The sequence below is a fragment of the Paenibacillus cisolokensis genome (assembly GCF_050481165.1).
GTDB lineage: Bacteria > Bacillota > Bacilli > Paenibacillales > Paenibacillaceae > Paenibacillus_AH > Paenibacillus_AH cisolokensis.
The window spans coordinates 73,732-88,399 of sequence record NZ_JBCNFP010000005.1 but is presented as its reverse complement, the minus strand read 5'-3'; the positions used below and the strand labels follow the sequence as shown (position 1 = coordinate 88,399).

The 14,668-nt window shown below is 59.8% G+C and carries 14 protein-coding genes; 5 read left to right on the top strand and 9 right to left on the bottom strand.

All coding sequences use genetic code 11. The features are described from left to right. Positions 1-253 precede the first annotated feature (253 nt). Both ABEV74_RS01300 and ssuE read left to right on the top strand, forming a co-directional pair. Positions 254-868: a superoxide dismutase gene (locus ABEV74_RS01300; protein ID WP_062496072.1), complete on the top strand. Its 615-nt coding sequence runs from the start codon at positions 254-256 to the stop codon at positions 866-868. Between the two features lie 143 nt (positions 869-1,011). Then, the gene (ssuE, locus tag ABEV74_RS01295; protein ID WP_062496074.1) at positions 1,012-1,569 is read left to right on the top strand and encodes an NADPH-dependent FMN reductase; all 558 of its coding nucleotides are present in this window, start codon (positions 1,012-1,014) and stop codon (positions 1,567-1,569) included. 147 nt (positions 1,570-1,716) lie between these two features. Here ssuE and ABEV74_RS01290 read toward each other — a convergent pair whose 3' ends face one another. From ABEV74_RS01290 to ABEV74_RS01260, 7 genes are all read right to left on the bottom strand, one after another. Next, a complete protein-coding gene (locus tag ABEV74_RS01290; RefSeq protein ID WP_430142907.1) occupies positions 1,717-3,429 on the bottom strand; it encodes a ribulokinase in 1,713 nt (570 codons plus the stop codon). Beyond that, positions 3,426-4,151 carry an L-ribulose-5-phosphate 4-epimerase gene (gene araD / locus ABEV74_RS01285; RefSeq protein ID WP_062496077.1) on the bottom strand — a complete coding sequence of 242 codons (726 nt, stop codon included), beginning with the start codon at positions 4,149-4,151 and terminating at the stop codon, positions 3,426-3,428. The genes ABEV74_RS01290 and araD overlap by 4 nt, the downstream gene beginning before the upstream one ends. A gap of 229 nt (positions 4,152-4,380) precedes the next feature. Beyond that, positions 4,381-5,487 carry a GntR family transcriptional regulator gene (locus ABEV74_RS01280; RefSeq protein ID WP_062496079.1) on the bottom strand — a complete coding sequence of 369 codons (1,107 nt, stop codon included), beginning with the start codon at positions 5,485-5,487 and terminating at the stop codon, positions 4,381-4,383. A 76-nt stretch (positions 5,488-5,563) separates the two neighbouring features. Further along, positions 5,564-6,700: a S1C family serine protease gene (locus ABEV74_RS01275; protein WP_430142905.1), complete on the bottom strand. Its 1,137-nt coding sequence runs from the start codon at positions 6,698-6,700 to the stop codon at positions 5,564-5,566. A gap of 13 nt (positions 6,701-6,713) precedes the next feature. After that, positions 6,714-7,967, bottom strand: a complete 1,254-nt coding sequence (locus ABEV74_RS01270; protein WP_430142903.1) for an FxLYD domain-containing protein — start codon at positions 7,965-7,967, stop codon at positions 6,714-6,716. Positions 7,968-8,137: 170 nt separating this feature from the next. Beyond that, entirely contained in the window at positions 8,138-9,019 is an 882-nt protein-coding gene (gene galU, locus ABEV74_RS01265) for a UTP--glucose-1-phosphate uridylyltransferase GalU (RefSeq protein WP_430142902.1), read from the bottom strand. Beyond that, entirely contained in the window at positions 9,020-9,574 is a 555-nt protein-coding gene (locus tag ABEV74_RS01260) for a GtrA family protein (protein WP_235593264.1), read from the bottom strand. A 184-nt stretch (positions 9,575-9,758) separates the two neighbouring features. Between ABEV74_RS01260 and ABEV74_RS01255 the strand changes: the two genes are divergently transcribed. The 3 genes from ABEV74_RS01255 to ABEV74_RS01245 all read left to right on the top strand — a co-directional run bounded on the left by ABEV74_RS01255 (position 9,759) and on the right by ABEV74_RS01245 (position 11,803). After that, positions 9,759-10,163 carry a secondary thiamine-phosphate synthase enzyme YjbQ gene (locus ABEV74_RS01255; RefSeq protein WP_062496086.1) on the top strand — a complete coding sequence of 135 codons (405 nt, stop codon included), beginning with the start codon at positions 9,759-9,761 and terminating at the stop codon, positions 10,161-10,163. 203 nt (positions 10,164-10,366) lie between these two features. Beyond that, complete coding sequence (gene trxB, locus ABEV74_RS01250; RefSeq protein ID WP_430142900.1) at positions 10,367-11,308, top strand: thioredoxin-disulfide reductase; 942 nt, start codon at positions 10,367-10,369, stop codon at positions 11,306-11,308. A 57-nt stretch (positions 11,309-11,365) separates the two neighbouring features. Continuing rightward, positions 11,366-11,803, top strand: a complete 438-nt coding sequence (locus ABEV74_RS01245; protein WP_430142899.1) for a Dps family protein — start codon at positions 11,366-11,368, stop codon at positions 11,801-11,803. Between the two features lie 109 nt (positions 11,804-11,912). Here ABEV74_RS01245 and ABEV74_RS01240 read toward each other — a convergent pair whose 3' ends face one another. Continuing rightward, on the bottom strand, positions 11,913-12,542 hold the full coding sequence (locus ABEV74_RS01240) for a fumarylacetoacetate hydrolase family protein (RefSeq protein ID WP_430142897.1): 630 nt from the start codon (positions 12,540-12,542) through the stop codon (positions 11,913-11,915). Positions 12,543-12,560: 18 nt separating this feature from the next. Then, positions 12,561-14,507, bottom strand: coding sequence for an ABC-F family ATP-binding cassette domain-containing protein (locus ABEV74_RS01235; RefSeq protein WP_430142896.1), 1,947 nt, complete (start codon positions 14,505-14,507; stop codon positions 12,561-12,563). Between the last annotated feature and the right edge of the window lie 161 nt (positions 14,508-14,668).

Genomic DNA, 14,668 nt, shown 5'->3' with positions numbered 1-14,668 from the left:
CTCTTTGATGCAACGCTAGTGTAAAAAGTTTGAATATATTGACCGAATTGATTGGAAACGCTTTAATTTAAGCGTTTTCATGTCGATTCGACATCATTTTTCGTCAGAATCGTATAAGAGGTTCGAAAAATTACCATGCTAGTTCAAGGCAAAAACAAGTCCGCTCGACTTTTGCAACATAAGTGTTGATTTATTCGAACTGTTGCGTCATAATGAGCTTGGACAAACTACTTTATTCGGGAGGTTGTTATCGATGGCACATCAACTGCCTGCACTGCCTTACGCCACGAATGCGCTCGAGCCGCATATCGACGCCCAAACGATGGAAATCCATCACGGCCGTCACCACAATACTTACGTTACGAACCTGAATGCGGCGCTGGAATCGGCTCCGGAACTGCAAAATAAATCGGTCGAAGAGCTGATTGCGAACCTCGACGCCGTACCGGAATCGATCCGCACGGCTGTGCGCAACAACGGCGGCGGCCACGCCAACCACAGCCTGTTCTGGGTCACGATCGGACCGAACGGCGGCGGCAAGCCTTCCGGCAAGCTGGCTGAGGCAATCGATCGCGAGCTGGGCGGCTTCGACAAGTTCAAGGAAGAATTCACGAAAGCGGCCACGACCCGCTTCGGCAGCGGCTGGGCATGGCTCGCCGTTTCGAAGGACGGCAAGCTGAAAGTATACAGCCTGCCGAACCAGGATAGCCCGATCATGGAAGGCGACACGCCGATTCTCGGTCTGGACGTATGGGAGCACGCTTATTACTTGAAATATCAGAACAAACGCCCGGATTACATCGCGGCATTCTGGAATGTCGTGAACTGGGAAGAAGTGGGCAAGCGCTACGAAGCAGCCCTCTCATAATCAGGCCGCTTACAAGACTGCCGGTGGCATCAGGCCGCTGGCGGTCTTTTTTTAAAATAAAAGTATTTATTAGTTGTCCTAAAGACAGGGACGACGGAGTCGTTTCTGCTTGCGACACGCCTTGTCGAAGGAGTTGAAGCAGCATGAGCAGCGTAGTGATCATATCCGGAAGCCCGAACCCCGCTTCCAGACTTTCCGGCCTGACGTCATACGTCGCGCGCGCCCTGAAAGAAAAAACCGGCATCGTCGCGACGGACCTTCAGGTGTCCTCCCTGCCGGCGGAAGATCTCGTTCTCGCCCGGTGGGACAGCCCCGCCATCGAAGCGGCCAACCGCCTCGTCGCGGAGGCCGATGCCGTGATTGTGGCAAGTCCCGTTTATAAGGCATCATTCAGCGGCATTCTGAAAACGTATCTGGATCTTCTGCCGCAAAAAGGTTTGGAACGCAAAATCGTCATGCCGCTGTTTATCGGCGGTACGATCGCACATCTGCTCGCCATCGAGTACGGCCTGAAGCCGATTTTGTCGGTGCTCGGCGCCCGCCGTTTCGTCAGCGGCGTCTACGCCGTCGACAGTCAGGTAACCCGCGCCGAGGGCGCGGACGGAGCGGGCGGTTTTGTGCTGGAATCCGATTTGAAGCTTAGGCTCGATGCGGCTGTCGATGAGCTGATCGCGGAATTGCGCGCTAAAACTTCCGCTTGACGCGCTTTCGCTGCGGCACGCCTGTCCGGAAACAGAACGAAAGCATCTTCGAACCCCTGCCGGTGCGGGGCCGAAGATGCTTTTTCACTTACTAGAATTCACTTATGGGGACAGCCCCACTACGCATTCCGCTGCTTCTCGTCTTCGTCACGAATTGACGGCCGGCGGCGTTTCGACGGTCTCGTTCACCGAACGCATCCGATCCCGAATCGCCTTGAGCCGCTTCATGACGTCGTTGCCCCCGCGGCCGAAATAATCGTGCAGCCGGTTATATTCCGCATACAGTTCGTCATAAATCGCCGCATTCGCCGGGTCGGGCTTGAACGTTTCCTCCCGCACCCTGGCCATTTTCGCGGCCGCTTCCACAATGCTGTCATAGCCGCCTTTTCCGGAACCGGCCGCTACCGCGCCGAACATCGCCGCTCCCAGCGCCGGCGTCTGCCTGGAGGCCGCCACTTTAATTTCCCGGTTCGTCACATCGGCATAAATTTGCATCAGCAGACGGTTCTTCCGGGGCAGCCCGCCGCAGGCGTACAGCTCGTCGACGGCTACGCCGCCTTTCTGGAACGCCTCGATAATTTTGCGAGTGCCGAACGCCGTCGCTTCCAGCAGCGCGCGGTACATCTCCTCGGGCTTCGTCGCGAGCGTCAAGCCGACGAACAAACCCGACAAATCAGTGTCGACGAGAATCGAGCGGTTGCCGTTCCACCAATCCAGCGCCAGCACCCCCGATTCGCCAGGTTTTAGCGCCGCCGCCTTACGTTCCAGGTAAGCATGCACATCGACGCCTTCCCGTTCCGCCGCTTCCCGCACATAGGCGGGCACCGCTTCGTCCGCGAACCAGGCGAAAATATCGCCGACCGCCGATTGACCGGCCTCGTAGCCGAACAATCCGGGAATGATGCCGTCCTCGACGACGCCGCACATCCCCTCGATTTCCTTCTCCTCGGTGCCGAGCAGCATATGGCAGATCGAGGTGCCCATCGCCATCACCAGCTTGCCCGGCGTTACGACGCCGGTTCCCGGCACGGCCGCATGCGCGTCGACATTGCCGACCGCCACGGCGGTTCCGGCGCGCAATCCGATCCGTTCCGCCATTGCGGCGGTCAGTTCTCCCGCCCTGGAGCCGAGAGGCAGCACCTCGCCGCGCAGCTTCGTTTCCGTCAGACGCTCAAGCCTCGGATCCAGCGCCTTGAAGAATGAGCGGGACGGGTAGCCTTCCCGCTTGTGCCAGATCGACTTGTATCCGGCCGTGCAGCTGTTGCGGACAATCCGCCCTGTCATCTGGCCCACCACCCAATCCGTCGCCTCTACGAACCGGTCGGCCGCCTCGTATAGGTCGGGCGCTTCATTCAAAACCTGCCATATTTTGGCGATCATCCATTCCGACGATATTTTGCCGCCGTATCGGGCCAGAAATTTCTCGCCCCGGCGGCGGGCAATCTCATTGATCGCATTCGCCTCGTCCTGCGCCGCATGATGCTTCCACAGCTTCACCCAGCTGTGCGGATTGTCCCGATATTCGGGTAGCAGACAGAGCGGCGTATCCTCGGCATCGACAGGCAGCATCGTGCAGGCCGTGAAATCGATGCCGATGCCGACGACATCGGCGGGATCGACTCCCGATTCCCGCATGATCGCCGGAACGGACCGCTCGAGCACTTCCACATAATCGGCCGGATGCTGCAGTGCCCACTCGCGCCCCAGCGGAATGCCGGATTCCGGCAGCCGCTCGTCAATTACAAGATGGCGGTAAGGCGTCACATGCTCGGCGATTTCCGTACCGTCCGCCAAATCGACCAGTACGGCGCGTCCGGATTCGGTTCCGTAATCGATGCCGATGGCGTATTTCGAACTCATGACAGCGTTCCTCCTTTCGAAGCCCGGCTGTTTTGGCCATAGTAAGCGCTGTCTCCATGCTTTCGCAAATAATGTCTGTCAAGCAAATGGCCGTCAATCGATCGGACGGACGGATTCAAAACCAGCGTATGGAGCGCCATTTTGGCCACTTCCTCGAGCACGACCGCGTTATGCACCGCGTTGTCCGGATCGGTCCCCCAACAGAACGGAGCATGACAATGGACAAGCACCGCCGGAACCTGCTCCGGATCGATTCCCCTCGTCCGAAACGTTTCCACAATGACGTTGCCGGTTTCCAGTTCGTACGCCCCATTCAATTCCGCCGCGGTCAACGGTCTCGTGCATGGCACTTCGCCGTAATAATAATCGGCATGCGTCGTGCCCATGACCGGGATGCCCCGGCCGGCCTGCGCCCAGCTCGTCGCCCATGGCGAATGCGTATGAACGATGCCGCCGATCGCGGCAAACGCCTTATACAGCCGCACATGCGTCGGAGTGTCGGAGGACGGCTGTAATGTCCCGTCCACAATCCGTCCGTCCAGATCGACAACGACCATCTGCTCGGGCTGCAGCCGGTCGTACGGAACGCCGCTCGGCTTGATGACCACCAGCCCGTTTTCCCGGTCGATACCGCTTACATTTCCCCATGTAAAGGTAACCAGCCCGTGCCGGGGAAGCGCCATATTGGCTTCCCATACCGCTTGCTTCAACGCTTCCAGCATTGCCTCCGTTCCTCTCCTCTCCTTGCGGGTGCCCTCCGCTGCGATCGGGCGGCTTGCACGCTCCTGCCTCAATCGCGCGCTCCTGGCCTACTTGCGCGCATCTGACCTATATGCGTGCTTCTGCCTTACTTGCGCGCTCCTGCCTTACTTATATGCTCCTGCCCTTATTATAAGTTGTACGTACAAGTATGTCACCAACTTTTTTCGGCGGACATGAGAAAAGCCGGCCTCATTCGGCCGGACGTGTTGATCCGCGCACGACGAGCACCGGCTCGTAAACGATATCCTTTTCGGCCCCGGACCGTCCGTCCGGCGCAAGAAGCCGCATCAGCATCCGGACCGCGTCTTCCCCCATCGCCGTCTTCGGATGAACGAGCGTCGTCAGCTTGACCTCGGTCGCGGTCGCGAGCGCGGAGTCGTCGAAGCCGACGATCGACAGATGCTCCGGTACGGACAACCCGTGACCGCGAATCACATCGAGCAGCAGAACCGCCAGCTCGTCGTTGTAGCACACGATTGCGGTGGGGCGCTCTTCCGGCGAAAGCGCCAGCATGCGCGCCAGCTCCGCAGCCGGCCCCGTCCGCTTGTCCTCTGTCGCATAGCGGACAAGATGGGCCGGCAACACCGGCAGCCCCCGCTCGCGATGCGCCCGCAAGAAGCCCCTCATCCGATGGACGCCCTGAAAGTCGTCGGTCTTGAAAAAGCCGGCGATCCGGCGATGGCCGAGTTCGATCAGATGCTCCGCGGCCCGATATCCGCCAAGCTCGTCATCGACTTTGAGGCATGGCGCGTCCAGATCGCTGTACCGCTCGTTCAGCATGACGTACGGAATGCCTTTCGTCTCCAGCGCCATAAAGTAATGGAAATTCGGATTGCCTTCCGCGCTTTTCGTCGGCTCGATCAGCAGACCGGACAGCGGTTCTTTCAGCATCGCTTCCAGACATTCGCGCTCCTTGTCCTTCTCGTTGTCGGTGCTGGCGAGCAGCAGACTCGCGCCACGTTCGCGCAGCGCGGATTCGACGCCGCGCACGATCGTCGGGAAGATATAGTCCGATATATAAGTCGTAATCATGCCGACCACCGGATGACCGCCTTTACGGCGATCGGCCGCCGGCGAACCCGAAACGAAAGTGCCTTTTCCCTGCTCCCGGTAAAGCGTCCCTTCCTGTTCCATGTCGCCCAGCGCCTGGCGAACCGTCTGCCGGCTGAGGCCGAATCTCCTGGCAAGCTCGTTTTCCGAAGGCAATCTGTCGTGCGGCCTGAACTGTCCGCCGGTTATCCAAGACATGATTTCCTTCTTCAGCATCATATACTTCGGTATGTCCCGGTCCTTCAACGGTGCACCTCGTTCCTTCGTCAATCTTTACCCATCCGCATCGCACGGCACAGCTTGTACGTACATGAACCCGCCGCTATTTGTCCGTATCGATTGCCCGTCCTTTTCCGTCGAGCAGCTTCAACTGATCGTTCTCGTAGCCGACGCGATACGAAACCTGGTATTTCCGGACCCGCGTCGTCCCTTCGGACCGTTCGTCGGCTGTAATGATCGCCGTGACATCGGCCGTCTCGTTGCCGATCACGTCAACGCGCAAGTTGTCCAGCTTCACATTTTTCGTCTGCAAGTAGCCTTCCCGGAAAGCTTCGTAGGACGTCTTCTCCTTCCATTCGCTCCCGAGCAGCGTATAAGCGTAGACATAGTCTCCGCTGTTCAGACTGTCATAGAAATGTCTGACCAGATACTCCGCCATCTGATCAAGCTGGAATTCGGACCCCTCGTCTGTGCCGATATCGGCGGAAATGCCCGGCAGCTCGGTCATCGGATTGGCGGACCACTCCTCGGCCATGGCGATCACGTTGTCAATCGGCATACTGAAGCCGATCGCGTTTTTCTCGACACCCGCGGAGTTGATGCCGATGACGGAGCCGGTCATCCGGTCTACCAGCGGACCGCCGCTGTTGCCAGGAGCAATCGGAGCGGAAATTTGATACATATCCCGGTAGCGGAACGAGCCGATTTCGAAGTGGCGGCCTACTCCGCTTATAATGCCCGTTGTCACCGTGTTTTGCAACCCGAGCGGGCTGCCGACGGCGACCACCTCGTCGCCCACCTCCGCCATGGCGCTTCGCTTCAGCGACAGCGGCTCCGTTCCTTCAAGCGCCTTCACCCGCACCACCGCGATATCGGTATCGGTTCCGATCCCGATTACCTCGCCCCGAAGTTCGCGGGCATCCGCCGTCTTTACCTTGACCGTCCGGCTGCCTGCCACGACATGCGCGTTCGTCAGCACATCCCCCTGCCAATTGTACAGAAAACCCGACCCCTGGGAGCCTGTCGGCGTTTCGATCATGACGACCTGCTTTTGCGTTTCGAATATAATGTCCTTTATCGTTTTCCCCGCTTGCTTCTCGCCTGCCGTTCCGACCGCCGCCAGCAGCGGTCTCCCGTCCAGTCCGGCGGGAACGGCCTCTCCCAGCGTCCAGGCGGCCCATCCTCCTCCTGCCGCGATAAGCAGACTGGCAGCGAGCGCAGCCCACCATTCTCGCTTCACAACGGTCTTCCTCCTAATCCAAATACCATGTGATACGGTCGATCTTGACCGTTACTTCGGCATATACGCCGAACGCTTTGTCTTCGAAGGTCATCGTTTCTCCCGGCTCGATATATTCCGGCGTCGTGCCGACTTTGCCGGAACCGACGATCCGGCCTTCATCGTCGCAAAGCGAATATTCGACGAACACCGAATAGATGGCCCGAGTCGCCGTATTTTTCAATTCCCCGTGGACCTGAACGTCGCCGTACGGATCGAGCTTGGCCTGGAAGCTGACGACTTCGACGGCGGCCGTCTCGTTTTTCAAATCTTCTTCGGCCGCTTTCTGCATCGCTTCCTCGATTCGCTGCCGCTCGGTTTCTTCGTACAGCCTTTTTTCCTCTTCGATACGCTGTTTCAGCTCGGTCAGCTTCGGGCTGTCGGCCACATGGCGCTGCCCTTCTTCGACCGCTTGCGCCGCATCGCGAAACGCCTTTTTATGCAGCAGTTCCTCCGCATTCTTGATCGTGACGGCCACAATTTTGCTTTCAATCTGGTGGCGGAGCTCCTCCGCTTCCTTGCCGTTCAGGTTCAAGGTCAGGTTCAGCTTCTCCGTCAGCTCTTCCATCGTATCCAGTTCGTCCAGCTCCGCCTTCACCTTCATGACCGTCAACATCACCTGCCGGTCCTTCAATTGCTGGCGAATCGGATCGAAAACGGGCTCGGTGCGCAGCTTCAGCCCCTCTTCCACGTTAATAAGGGCCTGTTCCGCCGCGGTCAGCTCCCGCTTCTGCATCCGTGCCGCGACACTGTTGAGCGCCGCTTCCAGCTCCGCCGCTTTTTCCGCAATCTCCAAATCGGTGCGGGCCGCCTCGTAGCCGGGCCGGACCGCAAGCGCATTGCGCAGCAGCGCGATCGCTTGCCCGTAGCGGCCGGCGAGCGCTTCGTCGGCCGCTTCCCGATGCAAGGAGAGCGCCTCCGCATTTACGTTCATTTCATACCGGTAGTAGGAATATAAGCCGGCGCCCACGGCGATCAGCAGCAGCAGCGGGACAAGCATCGCCAGCATGACGGACCGGCGCCCGGACGAACCGGCCCGCTCCCGCTCTCCGATTCGCTCCAGCCCCGCCGCCGTCTCGCGCAACGCGCTGTCCGGCACTCCTATATCCCGGCCGCCCTCGGAACCGTACGCCGGAGTCGGCCGAAGCCGGCTGCCGCATCTGCTGCAATATATGGCATCCTCTGCCGTCTGCTCGCTTCCGCATTGCCGACATTGCAGTACTTTCATATCGGGCTACAACCTCTCCATATCCATTAACTACTCTATCATATCGGAAAATACGCCGAACCTCTACCCGTGAACCCGGTACAACCGGCGTTTTCTTCACGAGAAAAAACCGCCATGACTGCAAATCTTTGGCGGCTTTGGTCGGCGATGATGAGGAATCGTATAAAAAGTTACCAGGGCAACGGCTGCAGCCGTTCCAACAAATAACGCCGGACGTCCTCGCCGAGATCTTCCCGTTCCAGCGCCATATCGATCGTCGCTTGTACGAACCCGAGCTTGTCGCCGACATCGTAACGGCGTCCCGTGAACCGGTAAGCGGAAATCGGCCGTTCCCGGTTCAGCCGCTGCAAGCCGTCGGTCAGCTGAATTTCCCCGCCCTTGCCGGGTTCCGCCTGCTCAAGGATTTGGAAAATGGCAGGGTCCAACACATAGCGTCCGACGACGGCCAGGTTGGACGGCGCCTGGCCGGGAGCCGGCTTCTCCACCAATTCCCGGACAAACGGATGCGTGCCGTTATCGGCCAGATCGACGATGCCGTATTTATGCGTCTGGTCCCACGGCACTTCCATAACGGCGACGGCGGACGACTGGCGTTCCTCGTAAATCTCGATCATCTCCCGCAGACAAGGCGGATCGGACATCAAAATATCGTCGCCGAGCAGCACCGCGAACGGCTCGTCGCCGATAAAGCTGCGGGCGCATAGTACGGCGTGCCCGAGTCCGAGCGGCTCGCGCTGGCGAACATAGCAAATATCCGCCAATTGGGAGATGCCGCGCACCAGCGAGAGCAGTTCTTCATTGCCGCGCGCTTCCAGTTCTCCTTCCAGCTCGACGGACTTGTCGAAATGATCCTCGATCGCCCGTTTGTGGCGGCCGCTGACGATCATAATGCTCTCGATGCCCGAGGCAACCGCTTCTTCGACAATATATTGAATGGCCGGCTTATCAATGAGCGGCAGCATTTCTTTGGGCTGCGCTTTGGTCGCCGGCAAAAAACGCGTGCCGAGTCCCCCTGCCGGAATGATAGCTTTGCGAATACGCGTATGTTTCACTTACGATTCTCTCCTTTCCATGGTAACGACAGACGACGGGCGAAAAACCCAAAAACGGTTCCCGGCATAATTGACGGCGAGCGACGATACGACGGACAACGCTTTGGACCAGCCTATGGAAAAGCCTGCCAATTCATACGCGGCCGAAAGCGCCGCAATCGATACGCCGTACGACATTCCGTTAACGAGCAGGAAGGACAACCACTCGCGCGCATTCCCGCGCTTGCGGCTTTTGAAGGTCCATCGCTTGTTCCATATGTAGCTGTTCAGCATGCCCGCGCCGTAAGCGGCCGTCTGCGCAGCCGCATAAGGCGCCCCGCCCCATGCGTACAGAAGCGCGAACACCACCGCATCGACGGCTGTGTTCAGCACGCCCACTGCGCCAAAGCGGATCATCGTCCCGGCTGTACCGCTTTTCGCCGCACCGGTTTCCGGCGGGTTGGCCGCCGACGGGCCGGCTTTCGTCGGATCGGATGCCGACGGGCCGGCTACCGTCACGGGCGGGTCCGAAACGGCGCCTTTCGCCGCTTGACGATTTTCCGTGTCGGACGACATGACCGATTCTCCTTCACTGCCTAAATTATTCTGACCTGTATATTATAACCCGTATAGGCTCGTTTGCCCAATAAGCGAATAAGCGCCGGGCCGTTTGACAGCGCCGCCGGGATCATGCAAAATTTGGGATAACTCCGGTACGTCCGGCACGATCGCATTTGCGCAGGAAAGGAGCATTCGCTATATGTTGATTACCGAACAACTGCGGACAACGCGGCGCGACGACATGATCGACATTACGCGTACCGTGGCGGCTGCCGTCGCCAAAGCGGGCGTTGAAGAAGGCATCGCCGTCGTCTACTGCCCCCATACAACCGCAGGCATTACGATTCAGGAGAACGCCGATCCCGACGTCAAGCACGACATCCTGATGCGCCTCGACGAAGTATATCCGTGGGAGCATCCGCGATACCGGCACGCCGAAGGCAACACCGCTTCCCATCTGAAAGCATTGACCGCCGGCGCCAGCCAGACGGTCATCATCAGCGGCGGCAGACTGCTGCTCGGCCGATGGCAGGGCCTGTACTTCTGCGAATTCGACGGCCCCCGCAACCGTACCTATTATATCAAGCTTGTCCGGACGTCCTAGAACAGGGATGAACCAGCGACGGCAGCCGCGACGGCCGGCATTCGTTTCCCGTATCGGATACGGAGGCGATGCCGGTTTTTGTTGCGATCGCGGCGCGCGTGAAGCGGTAAATGAATTTGCGTAAAAGGTATTGACAAACTACCTTAATTATAATAATTTTAATTTAGTACTTATTATTGAATCTGAAACAGAGGTGGACTGTCATGCACAAAACGATCATCGTCGGGACCGGTCCGGCCGGTCTCACCGCCGCCATTTATTTGGCCCGCGCCAATCTGGCCCCGCTCGTGCTGGAAGGACCTCAGCCGGGGGGACAGTTGACGACGACGACCGAGGTCGAGAACTTCCCCGGATTTCCCGACGGCATTATGGGGCCGGATTTGATGAACAACATGCGGCGGCAGGCCGAACGGTTCGGCGCCGTGTTCAAGACCGGCTGGGTGAACAGCATCGAACTGGGACAGCGTCCGTTCGTCCTGGATGTGGAGGGAATCGGACGGCTGGAAGCGGAAACCGTCATTCTGTCCACCGGAGCGTCGGCCAAATACCTCGGCATTCCCGGCGAGAAGGAGAATGTCGGACGGGGCGTCAGCACCTGCGCGACTTGCGACGGCTTCTTCTTCCGCGGCAAACGGATCATCGTGATCGGCGGCGGCGATTCGGCGATGGAGGAAGCGGCATTCCTTACCCGCTTCGCATCGGAGGTGCGCGTCGTCCACCGGCGGGAAGAACTGCGGGCATCCAAAATTATGCAGGAGCGCGCGCGTGCGAACGACAAAATCGTCTGGAGCCTGAACCGGACGCCGCTTGAAGTGGTCACAAGCGACCATGGCGTAACGGGATTGAAAGTGCTGAACAACAGCACCGGCGAAGAGGAGCTGCTGGAGGCGGACGGCATTTTTGTCGCGATCGGCCATACGCCGAACACCGGATTTTTGAACGGGCAGATCGATACGGACGAGCAAGGCTACATCCGGGTCGTTCCCGGCACTTCGCAAACGAATGTTCCCGGCGTATTCGCTTGCGGCGACGTGCAGGACCGGCATTACCGCCAGGCGATTACAGCGGCGGGAAGCGGCTGTATGGCGGCACTCGATTGCGAGCGTTACCTGGAGGCGCTCGGGCACGAATCCGTGACGGCGTAAAGGCGCGCCCTGCGCATAGGCCATTGTCATACGTTAATAAAAGGAGGAGAAACCATTATGACAACCATTCATGAAGCGTTGAACCGGCAAATTGCCAACTGGAGCGTATTATACATCAAGCTGCACCATTATCACTGGTATGTGAAAGGCTCGCAGTTTTTCACGCTGCACGCCAAGTTTCAAGAGCTGTATGAGGAGGCCGCTCTTCGCGTCGACGAACTGGCCGAACGGCTGATTGCCATCGGCGGCCGTCCGGTGTCGCGGATGAAACAGTTTCTTGAGACCGCAACCGTGAAGGAAGCGGAAGGAAACGAGACGGCCGAGCAAATGGTCGATGCGCTTATCGCCGACTACTCGCTTATGATCGGCGAGCTGCAGGACGCGACGGCGATCGCCGAGCGCCAGGGCGACGAGCGGACAGCCGACATGCTTGTCGACATCCAGAAAGGGCTGGAAAACCATGTCTGGATGCTGAAGGCGTTCAACGGCCGGTAAAGGCCGATTATATAGATTCAGAAGCGGATCGCTGCGGCGCTTGACGCCGCGCCGGTCCGCTTCTTTGCATTTCAGAAGGTAAAGCCGTTGACGCTTTATCCAGCAGGCATTACACCAGCCTGATCCGGCAGCTGCCGGCCGGCTTGCCTTCCCACAGCGCCTCCAGCGTATCGCCGTCCTGCAAGGCGGCGACGCCTGCCGGCGTTCCGGTAAAGATCAGATCTCCGGGGCCGAGTCCGAAACGTTCGCCGATATGGGCGATAAGCGCCGGAATCGGAAACAGCATATCCCGCGGGTTGCCCCGTTGCGCCTCTTCTCCGTTGCGCAGCAAAACGAACTCGCGTTTCGCAAGCTCGGCCTCTCCGGGATACGGAAGCCAGCCGGTCAACGGCGCCGATCCGCGGAATCCTTTGGCGTCGAGCCAGGGATGGCCCTTCTCCTTGAGCGCGCTCTGCACATCGCGCAGCGTCAGATCGAGTCCGAGCGCCATCGCATCGACGCACCGGTCCGCATCCGCCCCCGGTTCCCAGCGGCTGCCGATCCGCAGCACGATCTCCAGCTCGAAGTGGACGGCGCCGCGGCCGCCGGGCAGCTCCACCGTTCCGCCGTCCATCGGCACGACCGCGTGGGACGGCTTCGTAAACACCATCGGCTCTTCCGGCACCGCATTGCCGAGCTCCAGCGCATGCAGCCGGTAATTGCGTCCGATGCAATAGATGTTGCGAATATTCAAATCCATCGTCATCTGCTCCTTCTGTTAACGGTTTTGCTCCGCTGTTTCCCCGGCGGCGATCCGCTCCGCCAATTCGTTCAAATAAGTCCACCGCTCGATCAGCGCATCGAGCCGGGCCTCCAGCTCGTTCTGCTCCCGGAGCAGCTCCTGCAGCCGGACAGCGTCGCTGCCTGCTTCCTCCATCGCTTCGTTTACGAGCCGCAGCTTCTCCTCGGCTTCTGCGATCCACCCGTCGATCCGTTCAAATTCCTGCTGCTCCTTGTACGACATGCGCAGCCGCCGGGCGCCCGGCGCCGCGCCGGAGGACGATGGCGCCGGCTCGCGCTTGCGGCCGCCGGAAACGTCCGCTTGCCCGCGTTCCGTTTCCTTCTCCTGACGTCCGGACCGCTCCGCATAATCGGAATAATTCCCTTCGTGCCGGGAGATCGAGCCGTCCCCTTCGAATACGAGCAGCCGGTCGACCGTCCGGTCCAAAAAATAGCGGTCGTGCGAAACAATCAGCGCGACGCCGGGGAAATCGTCCAGATAGTCCTCCAGCACCGACAGCATGGCGATGTCCAGATCGTTCGTCGGCTCGTCCAGCAGCAACACGTTCGGAGCGTCCATCAGCACCCGGAGCAATTGCAGACGGCGCTTCTCGCCGCCGGACAATCTGCTGATCGGCGTCCATTGCATGGCGGGCGGAAAAAGGAAGCGTTCCAGCATTTGCGAAGCCGATACGGTCGAACCGTCCGCGATCCGCACTTGCTCGGCGGCTTCGCGGATATATTCGATGACGCGCAGCGATTCGTCCATCTCCTCTCGCTCCTGGGAGAACCAGCCGATGCGCACCGTCGGGCCGATCGTCACTTCCCCTTCATCCGGCTGCAGACGGCCGGCGATCAGCTTGAGCAGCGTCGACTTGCCGCTGCCGTTGGCGCCGATAATGCCGATCCGCTCCTCCGGTACGACAATGCAGCTGAAATCGCGGAACAGCGTCCGCCCGCCATAGCGTTTGCCGACGCGATCCAGCTCGATAACCTTCTTCCCGAGCCGGGCCGAAGCGACGGAAAGGTCCAGCTTGCCCCCGGCCCGTGGCGCCTCCTGCGCCTTCAGCGCCTCGAACCGGGCTATGCGCGCCTTCTGCTTCGTCGTTCGCGCCTTCGCGCCGCGCCGAATCCATGCCAGCTCACTTCGCATAAGCGACTGCCGCTTCGCCTCCGCCGCCTCCTCCCGCTCCTCGCGCGCCAGCTTCTGCTCCAGAAAACCGCTGTATGAGGCCGTATAAAAATAGGAGCGTCCCTTGTCCAGCTCCAGAATCCGGTTCGTCACCCGATCGAGAAAATACCGGTCGTGCGTCACCATCAGCAGCGCCCCTTTGCGCTTGCGGAGCACGCTCTCCAGCCAGGCGACCGACTCATTGTCGATATGGTTCGTCGGCTCGTCGAGAATCAGCACGTCGGACGGCTGCAGCAGCGCCGCCGCCATCGCCGCCCGCCGCCGCTGGCCGCCGGACAACTCCCCCAGCTTTGCACCGTACTGGCGCAGACCGAGCTTCGAGAGCGCTGTTCGAGCCTCATGCTCCAGCTGCCAGGCGTCAAGCGCATCCATCGCTTCCGCGGCCCGCAGCACGCGGCGCTGCAGCTCTTCGTCGGACGGCTGCAGCGCCAGCGCCGCCGTCGCCTCGGCATGCTCGCGCACCGCCCGCAGCTGCGGCGAATCGCCGGCCAGCACATAATCCAGCACCGTCATCCCGTCGTCGAACGACGGATCCTGCGGCAGCATGCGCACCGTGACGCGCCCGGGAATGACGACCTGACCGCCGTCGGCCGGCTCCTCTCCCGCGATAATGCGCAGCAGCGTCGACTTGCCGGTGCCGTTAATGCCGATAATCCCGATGCGGTCGCCTTCCGCGACACCGAACGAGACGTCCCGGAACAGCGTTTTATCCCCGTAGCTCTTCGTGACTTGTTCAACGGACAACAGATGCATAACAGCAGGCACCTTCGCTTTCTGTTTCGTATCGCTATCCGTATCATACCATACGAACGGGCTGCGGGCATGGCCGGCGACTAACGGCGTCAGGGGCTTTTCGTTGCGTTATGGGCGGATCAAGGCTAAACTGATTTTTGCATCATGCAATTATAATTGCG